Consider the following 19,079-nt stretch of genomic DNA (forward strand, 5'->3'; position numbering starts at 1 on the left):
ATGCATCGCTTTATTTTAAGAAAATTAGTTACGAACTTGATCTCAGTCATCGAATACGATGGGACCGTACACTTTTAAGAACGCCCAACCTTCTTTTTGCTACTGTGTGAAGGCAGGTGCAGTGTGAATTTGCCGGTGGCCCAGCGTGCTCGCGTTCGTTCACTGATTCTTTTATGGCAAGAATCGCAAAGATACGTGTGGATCGGTCTATTTTTTAGCCGTTTTGCGATCGCCGACTGATCATCCAGCTGGCAGATCTTTTCACATAATGCACACTTGACTTGCATGAAAAAAACCTCCTTAAGTTAAGTATAGCAGGTTTTGGAATGAAATCGAAGCAATGATCGCACGGACTACTGCAAACCCGCAGGTGGTCGTTTGTAGACTGTGATTAATCTTGCATTTTATCAGGACAGAGGTTAAGATAAACTTTAGGCAAGTAATTGAGACAAGGGGGAGCAGATATGTCAGTCGAGATTAAGATAGGCAAACGTGAAAAAGCCTATGAATTGCTGCAGGCCGACGCGCAGAAGATTCTGAAACTGATCGGGGTACAAATGGAAAACTTGACGATGCCCCAGTGCCCCCTGTACGAAGAAGTGCTGGACACACAAATGTTCGGTCTGTCCCGTGAAATTGATTTTGCGGTGCGTCTCGGTGTTGTCCGTGCAGATGAAGGAAAAGAACTTCTGAGTTCGCTTGAACGACAGGTGTCTGCCCTTCATGAGGCATCGACACATAAATAATAGCAAAGCGCTCAAACTCATACCCTAACTGAAGGTGAGGTTTGGGCTTTTTTATCACAGTTCACCAGGTATGAAAACCCTGTTGTTCGAAACCTGCTTCCGAGAACGATTGATCTTGGATGTAATGACAATGGATCAGATAGGGTGGATCTTACGTTGAAAAAGCTGCTGCATCATATTGACTATTCTTTACTCGTAACCATGTCGCTCTTGATCGGATTTGGGTTGATCATGGTCTATAGCGCGGGTTCGGTTTGGGCACGTATCTTTTTTTCTACGCCGCAGCCGGCCAGCTATTTCTTTGTTCATCAATTGAGATGGGCGGCTCTTGCGGTGCCGGTTGGCATTGTGGGGATGGTTGTCCCATATAAGGCGTATCGAAAAGTTGTAAAACCGATGATTCTTCTATCCTTTTTTTTATTGCTCTTGTTATATGCTTTGGGAAGTACTGTTAACAATGCACAATCATGGTTACGACTTGGATCGTTTAATCTTCAGCCTGCTGAATTAGTAAAAATTACAGTTATTCTCTATTTAGCTTCCGTATTTTCGAATAAACAGAATATGATCGCTGATTTCAAAACATCTGTTGCGCCGCCACTCATCGTTATTATGATTTTCTTTTTTATGATTGCGAAGCAACCGGATTTTGGTACAGCAATGATTCTGATGATGATATCCACGGTGATGGTGCTTTGTGCAGGACTTAGAACGAAGCATTTACTCTTTTTGGGTTCGCTTTCTGCTGTCGCGGTTATCGGCGTTTACCATTTTGCATTAAGCGGCAACCAACTCGGGCGATTTACAGCTGCCTATGATCCGTTTTCCGTTGCGGATAAGACGGGTCGGCAGTTGATCAATTCATATATAGCTATTGCTTCAGGAGGATTGACGGGAAGAGGTCTTGGTCAGAGTATTGAAAAAACGGGCTTCTTGCCGGAACCCCAAACGGATTTCATTATCTCAATCATTGGGGAAGAACTTGGCTTATTAGGTATTTTGTTTGTTGTATTATGTATTGCTTATCTTGTGTTTAAGGGATTCGTGATCGCAATCCGCTGCAAAGATGTATTCGGCAGTTTGCTTGCTATTGGGATCTCAAGTATGCTTGCAATTCAAACGTTTGTAAATTTGGGAGCTGCTACCGGTCTTTTACCGATTACCGGGGTAACTCTGCCTTTTGTCAGCTATGGTGGTTCTTCGCTGATCACAATGGTTTTTTCAATCTGCGTTTTAATGAACATCTCTGGGTTTGTTAATTTAAAAAGGTCGAGCCAAATAGAAGGGAAGAGAGAGAATGTTAAAGCGAAAAATTAAACGATTGCTAATTGCTAACCGTGGTGAGATTGCAATCAGAATTTGTCGTGCCTGTACGGAACTCGGTATCCGAACGGTTGCCATTTATTCCAAGGAAGATATCAGCTCCTATCATCGCTATAAAGCTGATGAATCGTATTTGGTCGGTAAAGGAAAAAATCCGATTGAAGCGTACTTAGATATTGACAGCATCATTGAAGTGGCAAAAACGCATCATGTGGATGCAATTCATCCAGGATACGGTTTTCTCTCTGAAAATGCCGAATTTGCGCGCCGTTGTGAAGAAGAAGGCATTATTTTTGTCGGTCCGCGTCCGGAACATCTGACCACATTCGGTGATAAAGCTGCTGCCAGAGAAGCAGCGCTTAATGCAAATATCCCGGTTATCCCTGGATCGGGTGGACCTGTGTCTTCTGTTGAAGATGTCAAAAATTTTGGTGAAAAACATGGTTACCCAATTATAATTAAAGCGGTGCTCGGCGGCGGCGGACGCGGAATGCGTATTGTCCGCAGTGCGCAGGGTGTTGAGGAAGCTTATGCACGCGCAACCTCCGAGGCAAAGCAGACATTCGGAAAAGAAGATGTCTACGTTGAAAAATATCTGGATCACCCACGTCATATCGAGGTTCAGATTATGGCAGATCAGTCAGGCGAGATCGTTCATCTCTATGAGCGGGACTGTTCGGTTCAGCGCCGTCATCAGAAAGTGGTCGAAGTGGCACCAAGTCGAGGACTAGGTGAGAAACTACGTCATGAGATTTGTGAAGCTGCCGTTCGTCTAATGAAGAGTGTTAATTACTTAAACGCGGGAACGGTTGAATTTTTGGTTACGCCAAATGGCCAGTTTTACTTTATTGAAGTAAATCCGCGTGTTCAGGTTGAACATACAATAACAGAATTAATTACCGGAATCGATATTGTCTCCTCGCAGATTCTGATTGCTGAAGGTTATGGTCTTCACGAGGATCCGGTACTGATTCCAGAACAAAAAGAGATTCATACTTACGGCTATGCGATTCAATGCCGTGTTACAACAGAAGATCCAAGCAACCAATTTATGCCCGACACAGGTAAAATTGTTGCTTATCGGAGCGGGGGCGGTTTCGGTGTTCGTCTGGACGCTGGCAATGCGTTCACAGGTTCCGTGATTACACCCTACTATGATTCGCTACTCGTCAAACTGTCAACATCGGCGCGCAGCTTTAAAAGTGCTGCGGTAAAAATGCTGCGTAACCTAAAGGAATTTAGGATTCGCGGGATTAAAACCAATATTCCGTTTCTAATTAACGTGGTCAAACACCCTGATTTTCTCGAGGGCAATGTTTCGACAACCTTTATTGATACAACACCGGAACTGTTTGTTTTTGAAAAAATATTGGATCGCGGAACGAAGATGCTGAGCTATATTGGCAATGTAACGGTTAACGGTTATCCGGGAATTGCAAAGAATAAGAAACCGATCTTTGATGTTCCGCCAATTCCGGATGTGAAATTATCGGATCCCTATCCGGGCGGCACAAAACAAATTTTAGAAGAGAAGGGCCCTAAAGGCGTTTCTGAATGGGTTAAAGCACAAAAAAAGGTACTGCTTACGGATACGACATTCCGTGACGCACACCAAAGCTTGCTCGCCACAAGGATGCGGACCAAGGACATTATTCGTGTCACGGCACAAACGGCACATCTTCTGCCTCATTTGTTTTCAGAAGAAGCTTGGGGCGGTGCAACCTTTGATACCGCGTATCGTTTCTTAAGAGAAGATCCTTGGGAACGGCTGCATAAGATCAGAGCCAAGATGCCGAATATCTTGCTGCAAATGCTTTTACGCGGATCGAATGCTGTCGGATACAAGAATTATCCGGATAACCTCATCAAAGCATTTGTCAAAGAAGCGGCAAAACATGGTGTCGATGTGTTCCGTGTTTTTGACAGCCTGAACTGGATTGAGGGGATGCGTGTTTCCCTTGATGCGGTCATTGAAAGCGGGAAGATTGCCGAAGGCACAATGTGTTACACCGGTGACATTCTTGATGGATTACGTACCAAATACACGATTGATTATTATAAAAAGATGGCTAAGGAACTTGAAAACGCCGGCGCACATATTCTCGGTATTAAAGATATGGCGGGACTGCTCAAACCTGAGGCAGCGTATCGGTTGATTGCCGAATTGAAGGATACGGTTGATATTCCGATCCATCTTCATACACATGACACAAGCGGAAACGGTATTTATACTTATGTCCGAGCCATTGAAGCGGGTGTTGACATTGTTGACGTTGCGATTGAAGCGATGGCAGGGATGACGTCTCAGCCGAGTGTCAATTCGCTGTATTATGCGCTCAGTGCGAATGACCGCAGACCGGACCTATCAATTGACGCTTTGGAATCGCTCAGTCATTATTGGGAAAAAGTACGCGCCTGTTACTTCCCGTTCGAAAGCGGCATGAAAACCTCGAATGCAGAGATTTATAAGTTGGAGATGCCAGGCGGTCAGTACAGCAATCTGAAGCAACAAGCGATTGCGGTGGGACTAGGCGACCGTTTCGAAGAAGTTAAAGATATGTACCGGCGTGTCAATTTGCTGTTTGGCGACATTGTTAAGGTGACACCATCTTCCAAAGTGGTTGGCGATATGACCTTGTATATGGTGCAAAATAATCTCAATGAAGACAGCATCTATGAAAAAGGCCAGACGCTTGACTTCCCTGACTCTGTGGTTAACTTCTTTATGGGTGAACTTGGCCAGCCGTATCAGGGTTTTCCGAGGGAATTGCAGCGTATTGTTCTGAAAGGCAAAAAGCCGTTGACCGATCGACCAGGAAAAAATCTTGAGCCGATTAATTTTGACGATATTCAGGCACGCCTTGAAGAAAAATTTGAACGTAAATTTAAATTTCATGAAGTGCTTTCTGCGGCGCTTTATCCTAAGGTCTATACAGACTATCTGCATTTTTGCGATACGTTTGGAGAAAATACGGTGCTTAGTACGCCGACCTTCTTCTATGGCCTTCGTTTAGGTGAAGAAGTATCGGTAACGATTGAAGAAGGTAAGATGCTTGTCGTTAAATTAATTTCAATCGGCCATCCACAAAAGGACGGAACGCGGACTTTGTACTATGAATTAAACGGACAGCCGCGCGAAGTATCGGTGAAAGATGTGAATGTCCAATCATCTGAAACGGCGCATGAAAAAGCTGAGAAAGATAATCCACATCAAATTGGTGCTTCCATGCCAGGTACGGTCGTTAAAGTTCTTGTATCTTCCGGAGAGCGTGTGAAGAAGGGCGACCATCTGCTCGTTACTGAGGCAATGAAGATGGAAACAACCGTCCAGGCTTCAATGGATGGGACCGTTAAAAAGATACATGTTAATGAGAACGATGTAATCGAAACTGGGGATTTGATGATTGAGTTAAGCTAATGTAAAGAATTGGATAAGAAAGAGCCGGGGGAATTTCCCCCGGCTCTTTTCTTGTTGTACAGCATTATTATTTTTTTTCTGGACGGCAGCCAAACAAAATGAGGATGGTTAAAATGCCAAAATATCCGGTTACAAAGAATGCATGAAGCAATAAAAAGAGTAAATTCATCTTCGTGGTGATAATGAATATCCCTGCTACCGCTTGAAGAAATACCAAAATAAGAATGATAAAGAGCAGATTTGATAGTTGTTCTTGACTCTTGTACCGCTTTATTGCTGCAATCAGTGTTCCGATTAACCAGACAAGCAAAATTAATGCAAGGGCGCGATGTAAATACTGAACCCCTGCCTTACTCATCCATGGTTCAGGGAACAAGTGCCCATTGCAGAGCGGAAAATCGGTACATCCCAGACTTGATTCGGTATGGCGGACAAAAGCACCTGAATAAACCAAGAGATAAGTATAAATGCCTAATAAAATAAAATTCCATTTCATTGGCGTCCGCACGGAGAGATTGATCCGATAACGATTCGGATTGACTTGTTCAAAAACGAGACAGGTCAAAAGAACCATGCTTGCAAATGAGAGCAGTGAAATACCAAAATGAAGTGCAAGGACAACGGAGGACTGTCCCCAAACGACGGCAGCCATGCCAAGAAATGCTTGTAAAAAAATAAAAAAGACAGAGGAACAAGCTAGAAAACGCATGCCCCATACGTGTTTGAAACGAATCCATACCCAAACGGCTTGGGCAACGACAAGAAGTGAGGCTAGTCCTGAAACAACGCGATGACTATACTCAATCCAAGTATGGTGGGTTTGCGCATCCGGAATGACTTTTCCATTGCAAAGCGGCCAATTATTTCCGCAGCCATATTCCGAGCCGGTATTCGTTACGAGTGCCCCCATCAATACAACAATCAGTACAGCAAGTGTACCGGCAACGCTGATCATTTTTAACCATGTAGAACGCATAGAATCACCTGATTTTCTGTTTTTGCAGATTGCGATTTGTTAACCGCATGGTTCCATTCTATCAAATTTTGCCGAGCTGCTTGCATATTTCGCTCAAATTCAAAGGCTTTGGCCTTAAAAAAGGCTGCATTTTCATCAAAAATCCGATAAATGAATGAAAAATAGTGATGTAAATCATTGAGTATTACATAAGACAAATCGGAGCCGTTCCTTTATAATTAAATGGGAACGATGTGTTAGACGACGCGTTTTGTTTGCTGTTAGTCAACACGGTTTATTTAATAAAAAAACAGCTTATCCCTTTATGCATAAGAAAGAAGGCATTCTATGATGAAAATGATCGACTCCTCTAGCCAGGCTATTGAATCGCATGATACAACGCCTTTGCGAGATATGGTACGCGATGTACTGACGACCGTAAAGATTGGCATCGTTGATTCTAATCTTTTTACCACTTTTTCCGGGCTTATGCTGGCGATGCACTTTACTGGAGCAAGTTGGCTTGATGTATGGCCGCAGATTCTCTTCGTTCTCATTGGAACAGCACTTGTGATTGGCGGAGGATGTTCACTGAATAATTATATTGATCGGGACATTGATCCGTTGATGGAGCGCACGCATGAACGTCCGTCGGCAACCGGAAAAATGACAGGAAAGACCGTACTAGTTATGGGGGTTGCCTTGTCCGTGCTCGGCCTTGTTGCGCTTCTTGCTGCATCAATAACAGCAGCGGCATTCGGGTTACTGGGCCTGCTTGTTTATGTTCTGGTATATACCTTGTGGCTGAAAAGAAGCCATTCGATGAATACCGTCGTAGGCAGTGTAGCCGGAGCGGTTCCGCCCATTATTGGATGGGCAGCCGTTGACCCTTCGCTTAACTCGCCGATTCCTTGGATCATGTTTCTTATCCTATTTCTTTGGCAGCCTCCCCATTTTCTTGCACTTGCAATGAAGCGCGTTGAAGAATATAGGCGGGCGGGAATTCCAATGCTTCCGGTTGTTGCAGGGTTTGAGGTAACCAAGCGGCAAATGATTGTCTATGTAGCTGCTTTAGTTCCAACGTCGTTTCTTCTTTATGAGCTTGGACCGATCTACATTATAGGCGCATTGGTTTTAAGTTTTACTTGGCTTGGGCTGGCGATATACGGGTTTAAAGCGAAAGATACCATTAAGTGGGCAAAGCTGATGTTTGTTTATTCACTGAATTATATGATGCTGCTCTTTTTATTGATGATCGTTGCAGCATTGTTATGATCTACTTATTGCATCATTAATGAGTCGGAGGCGCATGCTTTCGGCTCTTTTTTACAGTGAAGAAAAAGCTCGAGAAAATAGCGGTCTCCTCCTGTTCCTCTGGAATGGTCCCTGACCTGCAGCTGCGCTATGAGACCTTTGGATCACTGCAACGGCCTAACATATGTCCTCTTCCACGTTCATACATTTAATATGATTGATGATGAGGAGGGCAAGCGATGCTGAACTTAATTGAAGTGAATGAACAAAATGCCAACCAGTTGATCGACGTGTACAGACCGATTCATGAAGAAACCTGGATGCTTGGGCTTGAATCGAATTGGCTTAATCAATGCAAACCTGTTCAGCGCCATCGATCGCAGACCACCTGTTTTATTGCGGTAAAGGAGAAGCAAATGATAGGTTTTATTGCCATACAGGGTCATTCAGCACCTGAAATAAAGCATTGCGCATCGCTAAGCATCGGCGTGTTGAAGGCGTTTCGAGGCAATGGTTATGGAAAAATGATTCTCGAGAAGGCAGAGCAATGGGCACATGGGCATGATATTTTTCGTCTTGAAGCTTGTGTGGGTTATGAGAACCGAGCCGCTCTGCTGCTTTTTGGAACTTCAGGATATAGTGTAGAGGGGATACGCAAAGAAGCCTTTCAACGAGATGGAGCCATGGTCGATGCGTTCTACATGGCAAAGTGCCTAAAAAAGGAATGAGGAACAATAATTCGGATGGAACTTTTTTAAAAGTGTTAAAGTAAATGATATATCGGTCGTTTACGGGTTTATCAATGTGAGGAATGGGACAGAATGGGACTGGAAAGTCAAGGGAGGTTAAGCCGAGTTGAAACTACCAGTCTCGTTTAAAAAAAGCTGTACAATCCTTATTATTCTCTCATTCTGGGTCGCGGGCATGATTCTCTACGTACAAGCGTGGCATCCTGTGTCGGCGAAAACAACCGCGACCACCCAAGAGGAACGTCAAATTTCTCCAGTCGCTGACCAGGAACGAGAGATACTTAATCAGGTTCAGCGGCAACGTAACGCATCCCATCAAAAGCCTGCTGAACCGGATTGGGACTTGTTTCGTGCGTCACGCATCGTCGCGCAGCAACTTGCATCCCAAGATTCAGCGGAAAAGGGGAACATTGAAACGATGTTGAGCGACTTGGGTTATCATCCGGGCAGTGTTCATGTCTTGAAAATGCAGCGCAATAGAAGACCCATGGACGCTGCTCAGATTCTGCGTGATACAGCAGATGCCAAGCTTCTGCAATCAGCGCATCTTTCTCGCATCGGGGTGGGCTATGCATCGGGAAGAAACGGACAGGTCTGGATTGTTTTGTATCGTGACCGCGCCGCAGATAAATAGCTGGGCAATACCCCTTTAACCGTGCTCTGGAGCGGATCGTTTATCTGTAAATTGCAAGACTTGCTATAATGGTAGAGGTTGCCAAGTATTAAGGGGGGATGGAAGATCAGAAGAACGAATGTGATTATCTTTTTCATTGCCGTAGCCGTCTTTGCGGGTACCTTCATAATCAGCTTGGTCAGTCTGCCTTCTGAATATCCGGATCACCCTTCGACAAATCAAAAGTTGTCTCTGCCGTCAAAGTCGAGCTTTAAGGTACCGGAAAGCGGTATCCATACGCTCATGGGCAAGTCGGAGAAGCAGTTGAGCAAAATGCTTGGAAAGCCGGAACGTGTTGATCCGACCAAGTTCGGCTACCGCTGGTTTATCTACGGAAGAGAAAGTGAAAACTATGTACAAGTAGGCATTGATGTGAAAACGGATCGCGTCACAACGATCTATGCACTTGGAAAACAACTGAAACTAAATCCATTCGCCATCGGCGAAGCTTCTCAAAAAATATATGAAAAGGTGCCGATCGAAGCCGATCTTTCCTTCAATTATAATGGAACAAGAATAAATTTTGAGCTAAATGAAGAGGATATGATGATTCGTCCCTTAATGAAATTTGGCAAGGACTGGGTACAATTAAACTTTGATCATGTCTCGGATCGTTTGATTGGTGTCCGCTATATGACGACGGGTGTTCTCGCCGCGCAGCATCCTTATTCAATGACCTATCAAGGACAGCTGCCGAAAACACCGAACTTAAATGATAAAGAATGGATAGCTGTAAATCAAGCAGAAGACCAAGAGATCTTTGACATCAGCAATGTCATGCGTTTGCGTTTTAACAAGCCTATGCTTAAGTGGAATAAACAGGCCCATCAGGCAGCCTATCAGCATAGTAAAGAAATGCAAACCAGAAATTACTTCTCACATGATTCAAAGTGGTCGGGCGACCTTAAGACACGTCTTGATCGGCAAAACGTTTATTTTCAAACGGCGGGAGAGAACATCGCTGCCCGGTATCCCGATGCGGCTGCGGTAAGTCTTGGCTGGTTAAACAGCATTGATCATCGTAAAAATCTCTTAAACGACGTATTTACAGAACTGGGCGTTGGATCGTATAAAAATTATTATACTCAAGATTTTGTCACCCCCCTTAATCCATAAGCATGGACCAAGGGCTTTTTTATCATGTACTGATGCACCATTTTCTCAGGGGATGACTATGATAAATGTAGGAGTTCCGATACGGGAAGGAGTGTGTCCTCATGGCAGAGGAAAAGACAAACGCTGCGATTGGTCGCTTTAAAACATTTCTTCGAAATCATCCTGAGATTGTGGCATATGTTCATAAGAATGACATAAAGTGGAGAGATGTGTTTGATGATTGGGTCATTTTCGGCGAATCTCATGAGGTATGGGAAAAATACGGCTTAAAAGAAAAATCAAGTGAAGATGACGATGAAAAAAGTCATCCAGCGTTTTCTTTTCATAAAGTCTTGAAGGTTGTGGATAATATTGATACAAAACAGTGGCAGGAAAGGCTTGAAACCATAAGCGGTGCGATCACCGGCATTCAATCATTTATCGGGCAGTTTCGTCAAAATAGCGATCAGGATCCACAAAATAGCACCAACAATCAAGAACAGCCAAATCAAACCGAACATCCGTCTGCACCTGCACAAAATCCATTTTTCTTTCGAAGGGATTGAGCCCGATGAGAAAAGAAATTCAGGCCTATTTAGACCAGAATGCTGATCTAAAACTATTTGTGCGCATGCATCCGGAATGGTACCGGACGTTGAGCAGATCGCCGTTGGAAGTCCAAAGACTTAAATCAGCGGCGGATCTTTTTTATGGCCGAACATTCAGTCAGCGGTTGGATCGTTTTAATCAGCGGGCGAGTATGATGAGTATGTTCGTTGCGATGGCGGAGGCCATGGCGGAAAAGAAAGCATAGTCCAACCAATCGGCCGGCATTCGAATCGATGAATGGCACTTTGCGTCCATTTGTTGTATATTTTAATAGAACTGGAGGTGTTCGAGATGATTGGAACATTGGAAAATATCTCGCTTTTGGATGAGGCAGACGAGCTTGCTGCGATGATGATTCAGTCGGAGCCCTATGTGAGCTATTTAGAGAGCAAACGTAATGTTGAACGTGATCAAAAAGCGCAAGAACTTGTTCGTGCTTTCTTAAAAGTGAGAGATCGGTACGATGAAGTGCAGCGGTTTGGCAGATATCATCCCGATTACAAGAAAGTGATTAAAGAAATGATGCAAATGAAGCGTGAGCTTGACACGCATCCTTCGATTGCGGCCTATAAACAGCAGGAGAAACAGTTAAACGATCTCCTTGGTGAATTAAGCAAGGTTTTGGCATATGCCGTTTCTAAATCAATAAAAGTACCGACTGGAGATCCGTTTTTTGACCGCTCGTGTGGCAGCGGCTGCGGATCAGGTGGAAAATGCGGCTGTCATTAACGTTAAGACATCCGTTTCTATTGTTTCGATGATGCTCAGAGAGAAGCTGGGTTTCTGCTTATGGATCATTAAGCGCGTGTGCGGATTGTTCCTGAGTATAAACCCTTAAAGGACCGGAAACAAAGGGGTGGTGTGTTTCAGTGGGGATTCAGAACAGAGACGGAATTATTGTCTGGCTTTATAATACAAAATATTTACGTGTGCTTCGGCGTTATGGTTATGTGCATTACATTTCAAAACGAATGAAATATGCGCTTCTTTATTGCGATCATGAGCAAACAAAAAAAACCTTGAATCAGCTGCTTAAATTAAAATTTGTTAAAGCAGTGGATGTGTCGCATATGCAAGAGGTTAGGACGACCTATGAAAAGGGAAAAAGCAGAGCTGAGGAACGCGACGAGAGGCTTATGCGCGAGCAAGTACGCTGATCGTTAGCGTTTAACAGCAGCGGACAAGCGGAATGAAGTGGTCCGCAATTGAAGCGATGATTGTCATGAACGTGGCGGATAAAATGGAGTAAATTTAAAAAAAGAAAAAACCCGCAGGCAAACTGCGGGCTGTCTTTACGCATCAAAAAAGATGCAAGACAATGGGAGAGGAGAAACCGGCGGAAAACTTATGGGGAAACGTAAGCATCCGCGGTTGGGCCAACATCTCTCTAGGATGTTGCCAAAAGCTAGTATTCACCATGCAATGAAATTATATACATGGTAATTGATTGTGTGTGTGACAGGGCTGAGGCGGACATGCGTTTTTTTTGTTTCTTCGGCTAGTAAGATCAATCGTCTATGGAAGATTGATTCTTATCCGGTATATCTTCAAGTGGAGGGTCGATTCATGCGAGTGATTTCAGGAGAAAACAAAGGACGACGGCTGAAAGCTGTGAATGGGCGAATGACACGCCCGACGACGGATAAAGTAAAAGAAACGATTTTTAATATGATTGGTCCTTTCTTTGATGGAGGTGCTGTTCTTGATCTCTATGGAGGAAGCGGGGCTCTGGGCATTGAGGCACTCAGTCGCGGTGCGCGTGCGGCAGTTTTTGTTGACCGGGCGGGAGCAGCATGTCAGACGATTCGTGAAAACATCGCGCTATGCCGCTGTGAGAATCGTTCGAAAGTGCTTAAACTTGATGCAACACGTGCTCTGGAGCAGCTAAGCAATGATCAAATGAGATTTGATTTGGTTTTTTTAGATCCTCCTTATGCAAAGCAACACATTCGATTGGACATCGAAACACTCATTGAAAAGGATTTGCTGGCTGACCATGCGGTTGTTGTTGCAGAGCATGAAACGGGAATTGAGCTTCCTGAATTTTTTCATGAACGGCTAAGTCGGGAAAAATATCGAACCTATCAGGGGCAAACGGCAGTATCGATCTATATCTGCCGATCTGAAAAGGGAAGTGTTTCGGGTGAGTGAACGAATTGCGGTTTATCCGGGCAGTTTTGATCCGGTGACCTATGGACATTTAGATATTCTCAAACGCGGGCTTACGGTTTTTGACCATGTCATTATTGCTGTACTGAATAATGCGTCTAAGCACCCGCTCTTTACGGTTGAGGAACGTGTCGACATGCTCAAGAAAGCTACAGCGCATTTGGATTCGGTGACGGTTGATTCTTTCGAAGGTCTCCTTGTGGATTATGTACAAAAGAAAAAGGTCAGCGTTGTGTTGAGAGGGCTGCGCGCCATTTCCGACTTTGAATATGAACTGCAAATTGCCTCAATTAATAAACATTTGAACCCGAAAATTGAAACCTGTTTTATGATGACGAGTAATCGGTATTCTTTTCTGAGTTCAAGTATGGTTAAAGAAGCTGCAATGTACCATGGATCGGTTCATGAACTCGTACCCGCTCAGGTGGAGCAAGCGTTAGAAGCAAAGTTCAGCAGCGGCAGGTCATCCATTTAAATGATGACTGTGTGAACAAACCCTGTGCAACTGGAGCACGATAAAGATAATGAGCATAACGAATGTAAGCGTCGGTCCCCAAACAACTGCGTGGTGTGTCAGAGCACTTACGTTCTGACTGAACGCGGTTGTTGTTTCAATGCCGCTGCTTGTAGGGAATACGTGAAAGAGAAAGAATGCAGCGATGGATGAATAGATCATTTGCAGGATGCGTCCTATTAAGAACAGACGAGAACGGAGTCCTGCTTGAGAAAGAATACTGACTGCTTGGGCTTGAATGGAAAAGCCGCAAAAGCCAAGCAAGCCAGAAACAACGACAACTTGTTCAATGAGCGGCACCGATGTTAACTCGGCAACCGATTTGTCGCCGATTGTCAATTCGAAAAGCCCCGGAATCACCGCTGAACCAAGCTCGGGTGAAAAGCCAATCCATTTGAAACATATGCTGAGGACTTCTCCCAAGAGGTTGATTGCACCAATGTTGAGGAATAATTGATACAACATTGAAAAAAGAGCGATGAAACCACCGATGGCAAGCAGTGTCGAAACGGATGATACGACGGCATCGCCTATTTTTTTCCCGAACGGCTGATTGCGCGCAAGACGTTCTTGGTGCATACGCTCAAGTGCATATACAAATCGTGAGCGGACCTGGATGGTACTTGTCTTTTTTTTGCTTTTACTGAAGAAGCGCATGGTTAAACCGACACAAAGATTGCCAAGATAATGGGAAAGCGCGAAAATAATCCCAAGTGAGGCTTGGTGAAAGAACTGAACAGCGGTAACACTAAAAATAAAGAGCGGGTTGCTGAAATTTGTGAAGCTCGCCAACCGTTCTGCTTCGGATTTGGTTAGTTTCTTGTCTTTATAAAGGTCGGCTGTGATGCGTGCGCCAGCAGGGAAGCCAGAGACAACTCCCATCATTAAAACAAACCCGCCGATTCCCGGTAAGCGAAAAATCGGCCGCATCAGTGGTTCCATCAAAATACCGGCAAAATTGACAACACCGAAACTGATCATCAATTCTGCAAGCACAAAGAATGGGAATAATGCCGGAAATACTTGGTTCCACCAAATGGTTAATCCCTTGATCGAACCGCCGACAGCAACTTCGGGATAGCAAACCATAAGTGCGACAAGGGAAACTGAGCCGGTCGCAAGCAAATAAGTAAATGTTTTTGATTGATTCATTGATTGGGTTCACCTGCAATTTTCAGCGTATCTATGACTTGTCCGTTATGACACTAACTATACGTTTCGATCTTCGCTGATAGACCAATCGATGATCAAAAATAAATAAGCGCATACTACATATAATCACAAAGGTGATTCTCTCAATCGAAATTTTGTAACTGAAGGAGGCGGCGTTTTTTTGCGGAGAAGAGTGATAAAGTGGACCTTGATCATTGCTGCTGTTGTGCTCCTCGGGCTTAACTTTGTCAGTACGCCTTATTATGTGCAACGTCCGGGAAAAGCAGAATCAATGGCGAAAATGGTTCAGGTGACCGGAGCAAAAAAAGTTGACGGAGCCTACCGTCTTGTCTATATCTATTTAGGAAAAGCGAATATTTACCAATACTTATGGGCGAAATTCGATCGGAATAAATACACAACGTTGGTTAAAGAAAATCAGGTTAAAATGCCTGAAGAGGATGAGCAGGATTATAATTTGCGTCAGCAAAACTATATGAGCAGTGCCCAGCAGTCAGCAGCCTATGTTGCTTACAAAGCTGCGGGCAAGGCGCCGAAATTAACGGAAGCCGGAGTACTCGTCCTCGGTGTCATGCAAGGGATGCCAAGCAGCAAAGTGCTTAAGACAGGGGATCTGATTACAGGGGTAGACGGTCAAACCATTAAAACTGTGCAGGATATGGATCGCGTAATAAAGATGAAGAAGCTTGGCGACACCTATCGAGTGACGCTAATGCGCGGTCATCGAGTCAGGAACGTAACCGTAAGATCTGCACCATTCCCAAAACAATATGTTGGGGCAGGCAGAGGCTGGGGGATTGGAATCTACCAAGATAATCATGTCAAAGTTCAGGTGAGTCCTAAAGTAAACTTCGACATAGAAAATATTGGCGGACCTTCTGCCGGGCTGATGATGACACTGGAAGTATACGATCAGTTGGTCCCGGAAAACCTTGCAAGAGGAAGAGACATTGCTGGCACCGGAACAATTGGCTTAAACGGCCAAGTCGGACCCATTGGAGGGATTGCTGAGAAAGTAGTCGGGGCGTCCAGATCGGGTGCGGATATCTTTTTTGCCCCTGCGGCCGATCATGAATATGAGACTGCTCGGAAGACGGCAAAAGATATCCATACAAGAATGAAAATTGTAAAGGTCGCGACATTTAAAGAAGCCATTGAGTATCTGGAACAATGACGCATATATGATTGAAACAGGACGATTTACTCATTGAGAAATCGTCCTGTTGTTTCATCATAGCGAAACGGAGGATGTCCTGTTTCACTGTAGGTTGTCTTTGTCGGGTCTTTAATCGTTAAGAAATCGTAAATCTGAGCTGCTTTGAGATCGAGTTCTACCATATCTGAACGGTGATTGCGGATTTTGGAAAGAATTGGAACCGAGATCTTCTTTCGAATCTTCGCCAGATATGCTTGTCCGACGCTGTTCATTCCAAGCAGACGGATCGCATCGGGCTCACTTTCTAGAGCAAGTGAAATCGCCTGCTTTTTCAGTGTATCCGTCAAAATATGTGCCGAGAGACGTTGCAGACGCGCCCATGTATACCGCTTTGTTTTAACTGCCGAGATAAACGCTTGAAAAGAGTGTGCATGACGAATTTGCGACTGCAAACGATGTTCAATGCCTTCTTCCATTTCATAAATAGCGTGAAGCCGCTCTTTGTCTGAGGAGATCAATTTATATTTCAAATAGGGAAAGAAGCGTTCCCAAGTTCCGTAGTCTTGCTCGCGATGAGCCAATTCTAGTTGATCTGCAACAAAATCAGGTACTTTATCGCTAATCGATTGTATTGATTGTTGCTCAAGATGGCTGCGGATGCTTGATGCGCTGGCTATAGCATTCGCTTGATCCCAGCTCTGATCGTTGTGCTGTGCTTGACGTCTCGGAATGGTGTACGGTATTATCGTACTGTTTCGCTGCCGAATGGCTCTGATGTATTGAAAACCAAGGCTGTTATTCGGTTTTGCTAAATCGACGAGATCAATTGATTTGTCAGTGGCTATAGCTCGATAAGCAGCTGCATGGGCATTTGGGTAACTCAATCCCTGTTTCATCGATTCATTTAATTTCGTGTCATAGTCTGTTTGATGTTGTTCAATCAGCGAAAGGGTATTCATAAAAGGCGCAATTTTTCCATCTTCGCTGCTAAAGAGTAAAGCATTTACGCCGAGCCGATCCAGAATGGCGACTGCGCCTCGAGCAAAAACATCCGCCTTACCGACTGCATAGACATAAGGAAGTTCAACGATAAGATCTGCACCTGCTTGAAGTGCCATTTGTGTGCGTCGCCATTTTGAAACAAGTGCCGGTTCGCCTCTTTGTACGAAATCCCCGCTCATGACGACAATGACAACATCAGGATGCAGTTGTTTCTTTAGTGTGTCAAGCTGATAGTGGTGTCCATTATGAAATGGGTTATATTCGGCGATAATTCCGGCAATAATCATTATGCGTTCATCCTTTTTGAAATCAAGATCATGAATGTTCCCATTTTATCATAATCATCGAATAAAAGAGAAATTGCTCTGGGTCCGCTTATTATGATAATCTTAACTAAGGCAGCTCGGCGGATTGACATTCTATTATGCGGGGCTTATAATAACATTTGTTGTCTAGAGGTGGTTCAGTATGTCTTTAACATGGTCCGTTCCTGATCTGATGCAGTATCGAGATGAGGGACTGAGTTTTAACAAAGAAGTTGTATTACCTCTGGAATTGTTTCGCTCGGATCCTGAAATACGAAGCATATCACCTGTTGAGGTTAAGGGTGTCGTTGAATTTTCAAAACGATCATTGACCTTCCATCTGCGGTTATCGGGAACGATGGTGCTCCCATGTGCCATGACGTTGGAGGATGTTGATTATCCCTTTCAAATCAATAGCGCCGAAACATTTTTATTAACGGCGGGGAATGCAAGCGAAGATGAGGGAGAATTTGTCCATACCATTGAGAATGAACAAATTGATTTAACCCCTTATCTCGTTGAAGCAATTATGGTTGAGAAACCAATGCGAGTAGTCAGTGAAAAAGCGCGTGCTCAGGATCATCTCTCCGGGAATGACTGGGCGCTTGTTGATGAGGAAACGTCGAAGCACCAGATTGATCCAAGGTTGGAAAAACTGAAAAAGTTTTTTGACGATTAATTAGTGTCTGAGGAGGTGTCATCCATGGCAGTACCAAAAAGAAGAACGTCTACTACACGCAAAAACAAGCGTCGTACACATTTTAAACTGGCCGTTCCAGGCATGGTAAAGTGTGACAACTGTGGTGAATATAAATTAGCTCACCGTGTGTGCCCGTCATGCGGCTCATATAAAGGTGAAGAAGTCGTAGAGAAATAATTTCTATTCATGCGAGGAGCCCAAGCGGCTCTTTTTTCGTTGGAAAAACAAAAGTCAAAACGTGCAGACAATGAAAAGCGTTTGCGAGCATTTTGAGGCGAGCTGCCCCCGTACTGCCCGCAGCAAGCGAGCAGCTGGGGCGCCCGTCAGGTACAAAATTGATGGTTAAAAACTGCATACAGAGCAATAACCGGGCACTTTTTGCCCGGTTTTTTCTACCCTTTTTTATCGCTTGTCTCAAAAGAAAAAAGCCGGTTTTCTTCTACCGATCCTATCAACAGCATAAGGTATAAAACAAGAGCACAGCTCAAACAAGATTTAAGAGAAAAGAGGGAAGAGAATGCCATCGATAAGACAAGACGCGTGGATGCATGCAGAAGATGTCAAACTTGCAGAAATCATTCTGCGCCATATTAAAGAAGGCAGCACACAACTTGCCGGATTTGCCGAGGCCGGAAGCATACTCTCTCGTACGCCGGCAGCCTGCGGCTTTCGTTGGAATTCATCGATTCGCAAGTTATATGAGCAAGAATTGCAGGAAGCAAAAGCCATCCGCAAAGCGCGCAAAAAAAAGAAGAAAAAGGGAGATTTAGAATCTCAGCCACTTAAGGATCCGTTTGCCGAAATACCGGAACAGAAGCGGCACATTTCTGAATCGGAAATCGATCAATTAATCCGTTTTCTTACTGATTTAAAGGAACAGTCAAGTGATGTTGATGTTGAGGAAGAGGAAAAGCTGCTTCGCGAAAAGCAGCAGCTGGAATCTGCCTATCAGCAGTTAAAAAGTGATTATACAGTTATGAAACAAAATTATGAATCACTGCTTAATGTATTCAAAGTTGTTGATCAGGCAAGGAAGGAAATTCCAGCGATCAAAGAATCTTGAAAGCCGCCCCATTAAAGAATCATGCTGATGGTTTGGGACTTCCGTTGCAGGGGACGCGATGCATGATGTTAGACTCGCGTACAAGCGTTCAGATCGGGTTTCTTGTTAAACCTGATCTTTTTTTATACATAGTAAACAACTTTTAAAAGTTAAGCGGCGCAAATGCGGGTCCCTG

At 44.2% G+C, this 19,079-nt stretch carries 21 protein-coding genes; 17 read left to right on the forward strand and 4 right to left on the reverse strand.

The genetic code is table 11. The annotated features are described in order from the left end of the window. Positions 1–74 precede the first annotated feature (74 nt). Positions 75–287 carry a YlaI family protein gene (locus tag AA84_RS0114825; protein ID WP_028977850.1) on the reverse strand — a complete coding sequence of 71 codons (213 nt, stop codon included), beginning with the start codon at positions 285–287 and terminating at the stop codon, positions 75–77. A 177-nt stretch (positions 288–464) separates the two neighbouring features. On the opposite strand from AA84_RS0114825, the gene AA84_RS0114830 reads away from it, so the two are divergent. The 3 genes from AA84_RS0114830 (at position 465) to pyc (ending at position 5,487) form a co-directional block, all read left to right on the forward strand. Further along, the gene (locus AA84_RS0114830) at positions 465–746 is read left to right on the forward strand and encodes an Fpa/YlaN family protein (protein WP_010024900.1); all 282 of its coding nucleotides are present in this window, start codon (positions 465–467) and stop codon (positions 744–746) included. 156 nt (positions 747–902) lie between these two features. Then, positions 903–2,063 (forward strand): FtsW/RodA/SpoVE family cell cycle protein, encoded by a 1,161-nt coding sequence (locus AA84_RS0114835; protein WP_028977851.1) that lies wholly within the window; start codon positions 903–905, stop codon positions 2,061–2,063. Beyond that, the gene (pyc, locus tag AA84_RS0114840; RefSeq protein WP_028977852.1) at positions 2,044–5,487 is read left to right on the forward strand and encodes a pyruvate carboxylase; all 3,444 of its coding nucleotides are present in this window, start codon (positions 2,044–2,046) and stop codon (positions 5,485–5,487) included. The genes AA84_RS0114835 and pyc overlap by 20 nt, the downstream gene beginning before the upstream one ends. A gap of 67 nt (positions 5,488–5,554) precedes the next feature. Here pyc and AA84_RS0114845 read toward each other — a convergent pair whose 3' ends face one another. Beyond that, positions 5,555–6,463: a COX15/CtaA family protein gene (locus tag AA84_RS0114845; RefSeq protein WP_028977853.1), complete on the reverse strand. Its 909-nt coding sequence runs from the start codon at positions 6,461–6,463 to the stop codon at positions 5,555–5,557. A gap of 330 nt (positions 6,464–6,793) precedes the next feature. On the opposite strand from AA84_RS0114845, the gene cyoE reads away from it, so the two are divergent. The 10 genes from cyoE (at position 6,794) to coaD (ending at position 13,466) form a co-directional block, all read left to right on the forward strand. Then, positions 6,794–7,717 (forward strand): heme o synthase, encoded by a 924-nt coding sequence (gene cyoE / locus AA84_RS0114855; protein ID WP_201770059.1) that lies wholly within the window; start codon positions 6,794–6,796, stop codon positions 7,715–7,717. Positions 7,718–7,935: 218 nt separating this feature from the next. Next, entirely contained in the window at positions 7,936–8,424 is a 489-nt protein-coding gene (locus tag AA84_RS0114860; RefSeq protein WP_028977856.1) for a GNAT family N-acetyltransferase, read from the forward strand. A gap of 127 nt (positions 8,425–8,551) precedes the next feature. Beyond that, positions 8,552–9,079 (forward strand): hypothetical protein, encoded by a 528-nt coding sequence (locus AA84_RS0114865; RefSeq protein WP_028977857.1) that lies wholly within the window; start codon positions 8,552–8,554, stop codon positions 9,077–9,079. A 78-nt stretch (positions 9,080–9,157) separates the two neighbouring features. Further along, complete coding sequence (locus tag AA84_RS0114870) at positions 9,158–10,234, forward strand: CAP domain-containing protein (protein ID WP_223362478.1); 1,077 nt, start codon at positions 9,158–9,160, stop codon at positions 10,232–10,234. A gap of 101 nt (positions 10,235–10,335) precedes the next feature. Further along, the gene (gene ylbD / locus AA84_RS18085) at positions 10,336–10,779 is read left to right on the forward strand and encodes a YlbD family protein (protein WP_051578075.1); all 444 of its coding nucleotides are present in this window, start codon (positions 10,336–10,338) and stop codon (positions 10,777–10,779) included. Between the two features lie 5 nt (positions 10,780–10,784). Next, the gene (locus AA84_RS0114880) at positions 10,785–11,027 is read left to right on the forward strand and encodes a YlbE-like family protein (protein WP_028977859.1); all 243 of its coding nucleotides are present in this window, start codon (positions 10,785–10,787) and stop codon (positions 11,025–11,027) included. An 86-nt stretch (positions 11,028–11,113) separates the two neighbouring features. After that, positions 11,114–11,551, forward strand: coding sequence for a YlbF/YmcA family competence regulator (locus tag AA84_RS0114885; RefSeq protein ID WP_028977860.1), 438 nt, complete (start codon positions 11,114–11,116; stop codon positions 11,549–11,551). 140 nt (positions 11,552–11,691) lie between these two features. Continuing rightward, a complete protein-coding gene (locus tag AA84_RS0114890; RefSeq protein WP_028977861.1) occupies positions 11,692–11,979 on the forward strand; it encodes a YlbG family protein in 288 nt (95 codons plus the stop codon). Positions 11,980–12,388: 409 nt separating this feature from the next. Further along, a complete protein-coding gene (gene rsmD, locus AA84_RS0114895; protein WP_028977862.1) occupies positions 12,389–12,973 on the forward strand; it encodes a 16S rRNA (guanine(966)-N(2))-methyltransferase RsmD in 585 nt (194 codons plus the stop codon). Then, complete coding sequence (gene coaD / locus AA84_RS0114900) at positions 12,966–13,466, forward strand: pantetheine-phosphate adenylyltransferase (protein ID WP_028977863.1); 501 nt, start codon at positions 12,966–12,968, stop codon at positions 13,464–13,466. Before rsmD ends, coaD begins: the two co-directional genes overlap by 8 nt. Here the strand turns inward: coaD and ylbJ are convergent. After that, entirely contained in the window at positions 13,455–14,657 is a 1,203-nt protein-coding gene (ylbJ, locus tag AA84_RS0114905; protein ID WP_028977864.1) for a sporulation integral membrane protein YlbJ, read from the reverse strand. The two genes, coaD and ylbJ, sit on opposite strands and share 12 nt — an antisense overlap. Before the next feature lie 181 nt (positions 14,658–14,838). Between ylbJ and AA84_RS0114910 the strand changes: the two genes are divergently transcribed. Continuing rightward, a complete protein-coding gene (locus AA84_RS0114910; RefSeq protein ID WP_028977865.1) occupies positions 14,839–15,852 on the forward strand; it encodes a SepM family pheromone-processing serine protease in 1,014 nt (337 codons plus the stop codon). Between the two features lie 26 nt (positions 15,853–15,878). On the opposite strand, the gene AA84_RS0114915 is transcribed toward AA84_RS0114910, so the two are convergent. Then, positions 15,879–17,123: a nucleotidyltransferase gene (locus AA84_RS0114915; protein WP_028977866.1), complete on the reverse strand. Its 1,245-nt coding sequence runs from the start codon at positions 17,121–17,123 to the stop codon at positions 15,879–15,881. 181 nt (positions 17,124–17,304) lie between these two features. Between AA84_RS0114915 and AA84_RS0114920 the strand changes: the two genes are divergently transcribed. The 3 genes from AA84_RS0114920 (at position 17,305) to AA84_RS0114930 (ending at position 18,904) form a co-directional block, all read left to right on the forward strand. After that, entirely contained in the window at positions 17,305–17,820 is a 516-nt protein-coding gene (locus AA84_RS0114920) for a YceD family protein (RefSeq protein ID WP_028977867.1), read from the forward strand. A 24-nt stretch (positions 17,821–17,844) separates the two neighbouring features. After that, complete coding sequence (rpmF, locus tag AA84_RS0114925; protein WP_010026240.1) at positions 17,845–18,018, forward strand: 50S ribosomal protein L32; 174 nt, start codon at positions 17,845–17,847, stop codon at positions 18,016–18,018. 340 nt (positions 18,019–18,358) lie between these two features. Beyond that, positions 18,359–18,904: a hypothetical protein gene (locus AA84_RS0114930; RefSeq protein WP_028977868.1), complete on the forward strand. Its 546-nt coding sequence runs from the start codon at positions 18,359–18,361 to the stop codon at positions 18,902–18,904. The last annotated feature ends 175 nt before the right edge of the window (positions 18,905–19,079 follow it).

The sequence above is a fragment of the Sporolactobacillus terrae DSM 11697 genome (assembly GCF_000648615.1).
Lineage (GTDB): Bacteria > Bacillota > Bacilli > Bacillales > Sporolactobacillaceae > Sporolactobacillus > Sporolactobacillus terrae.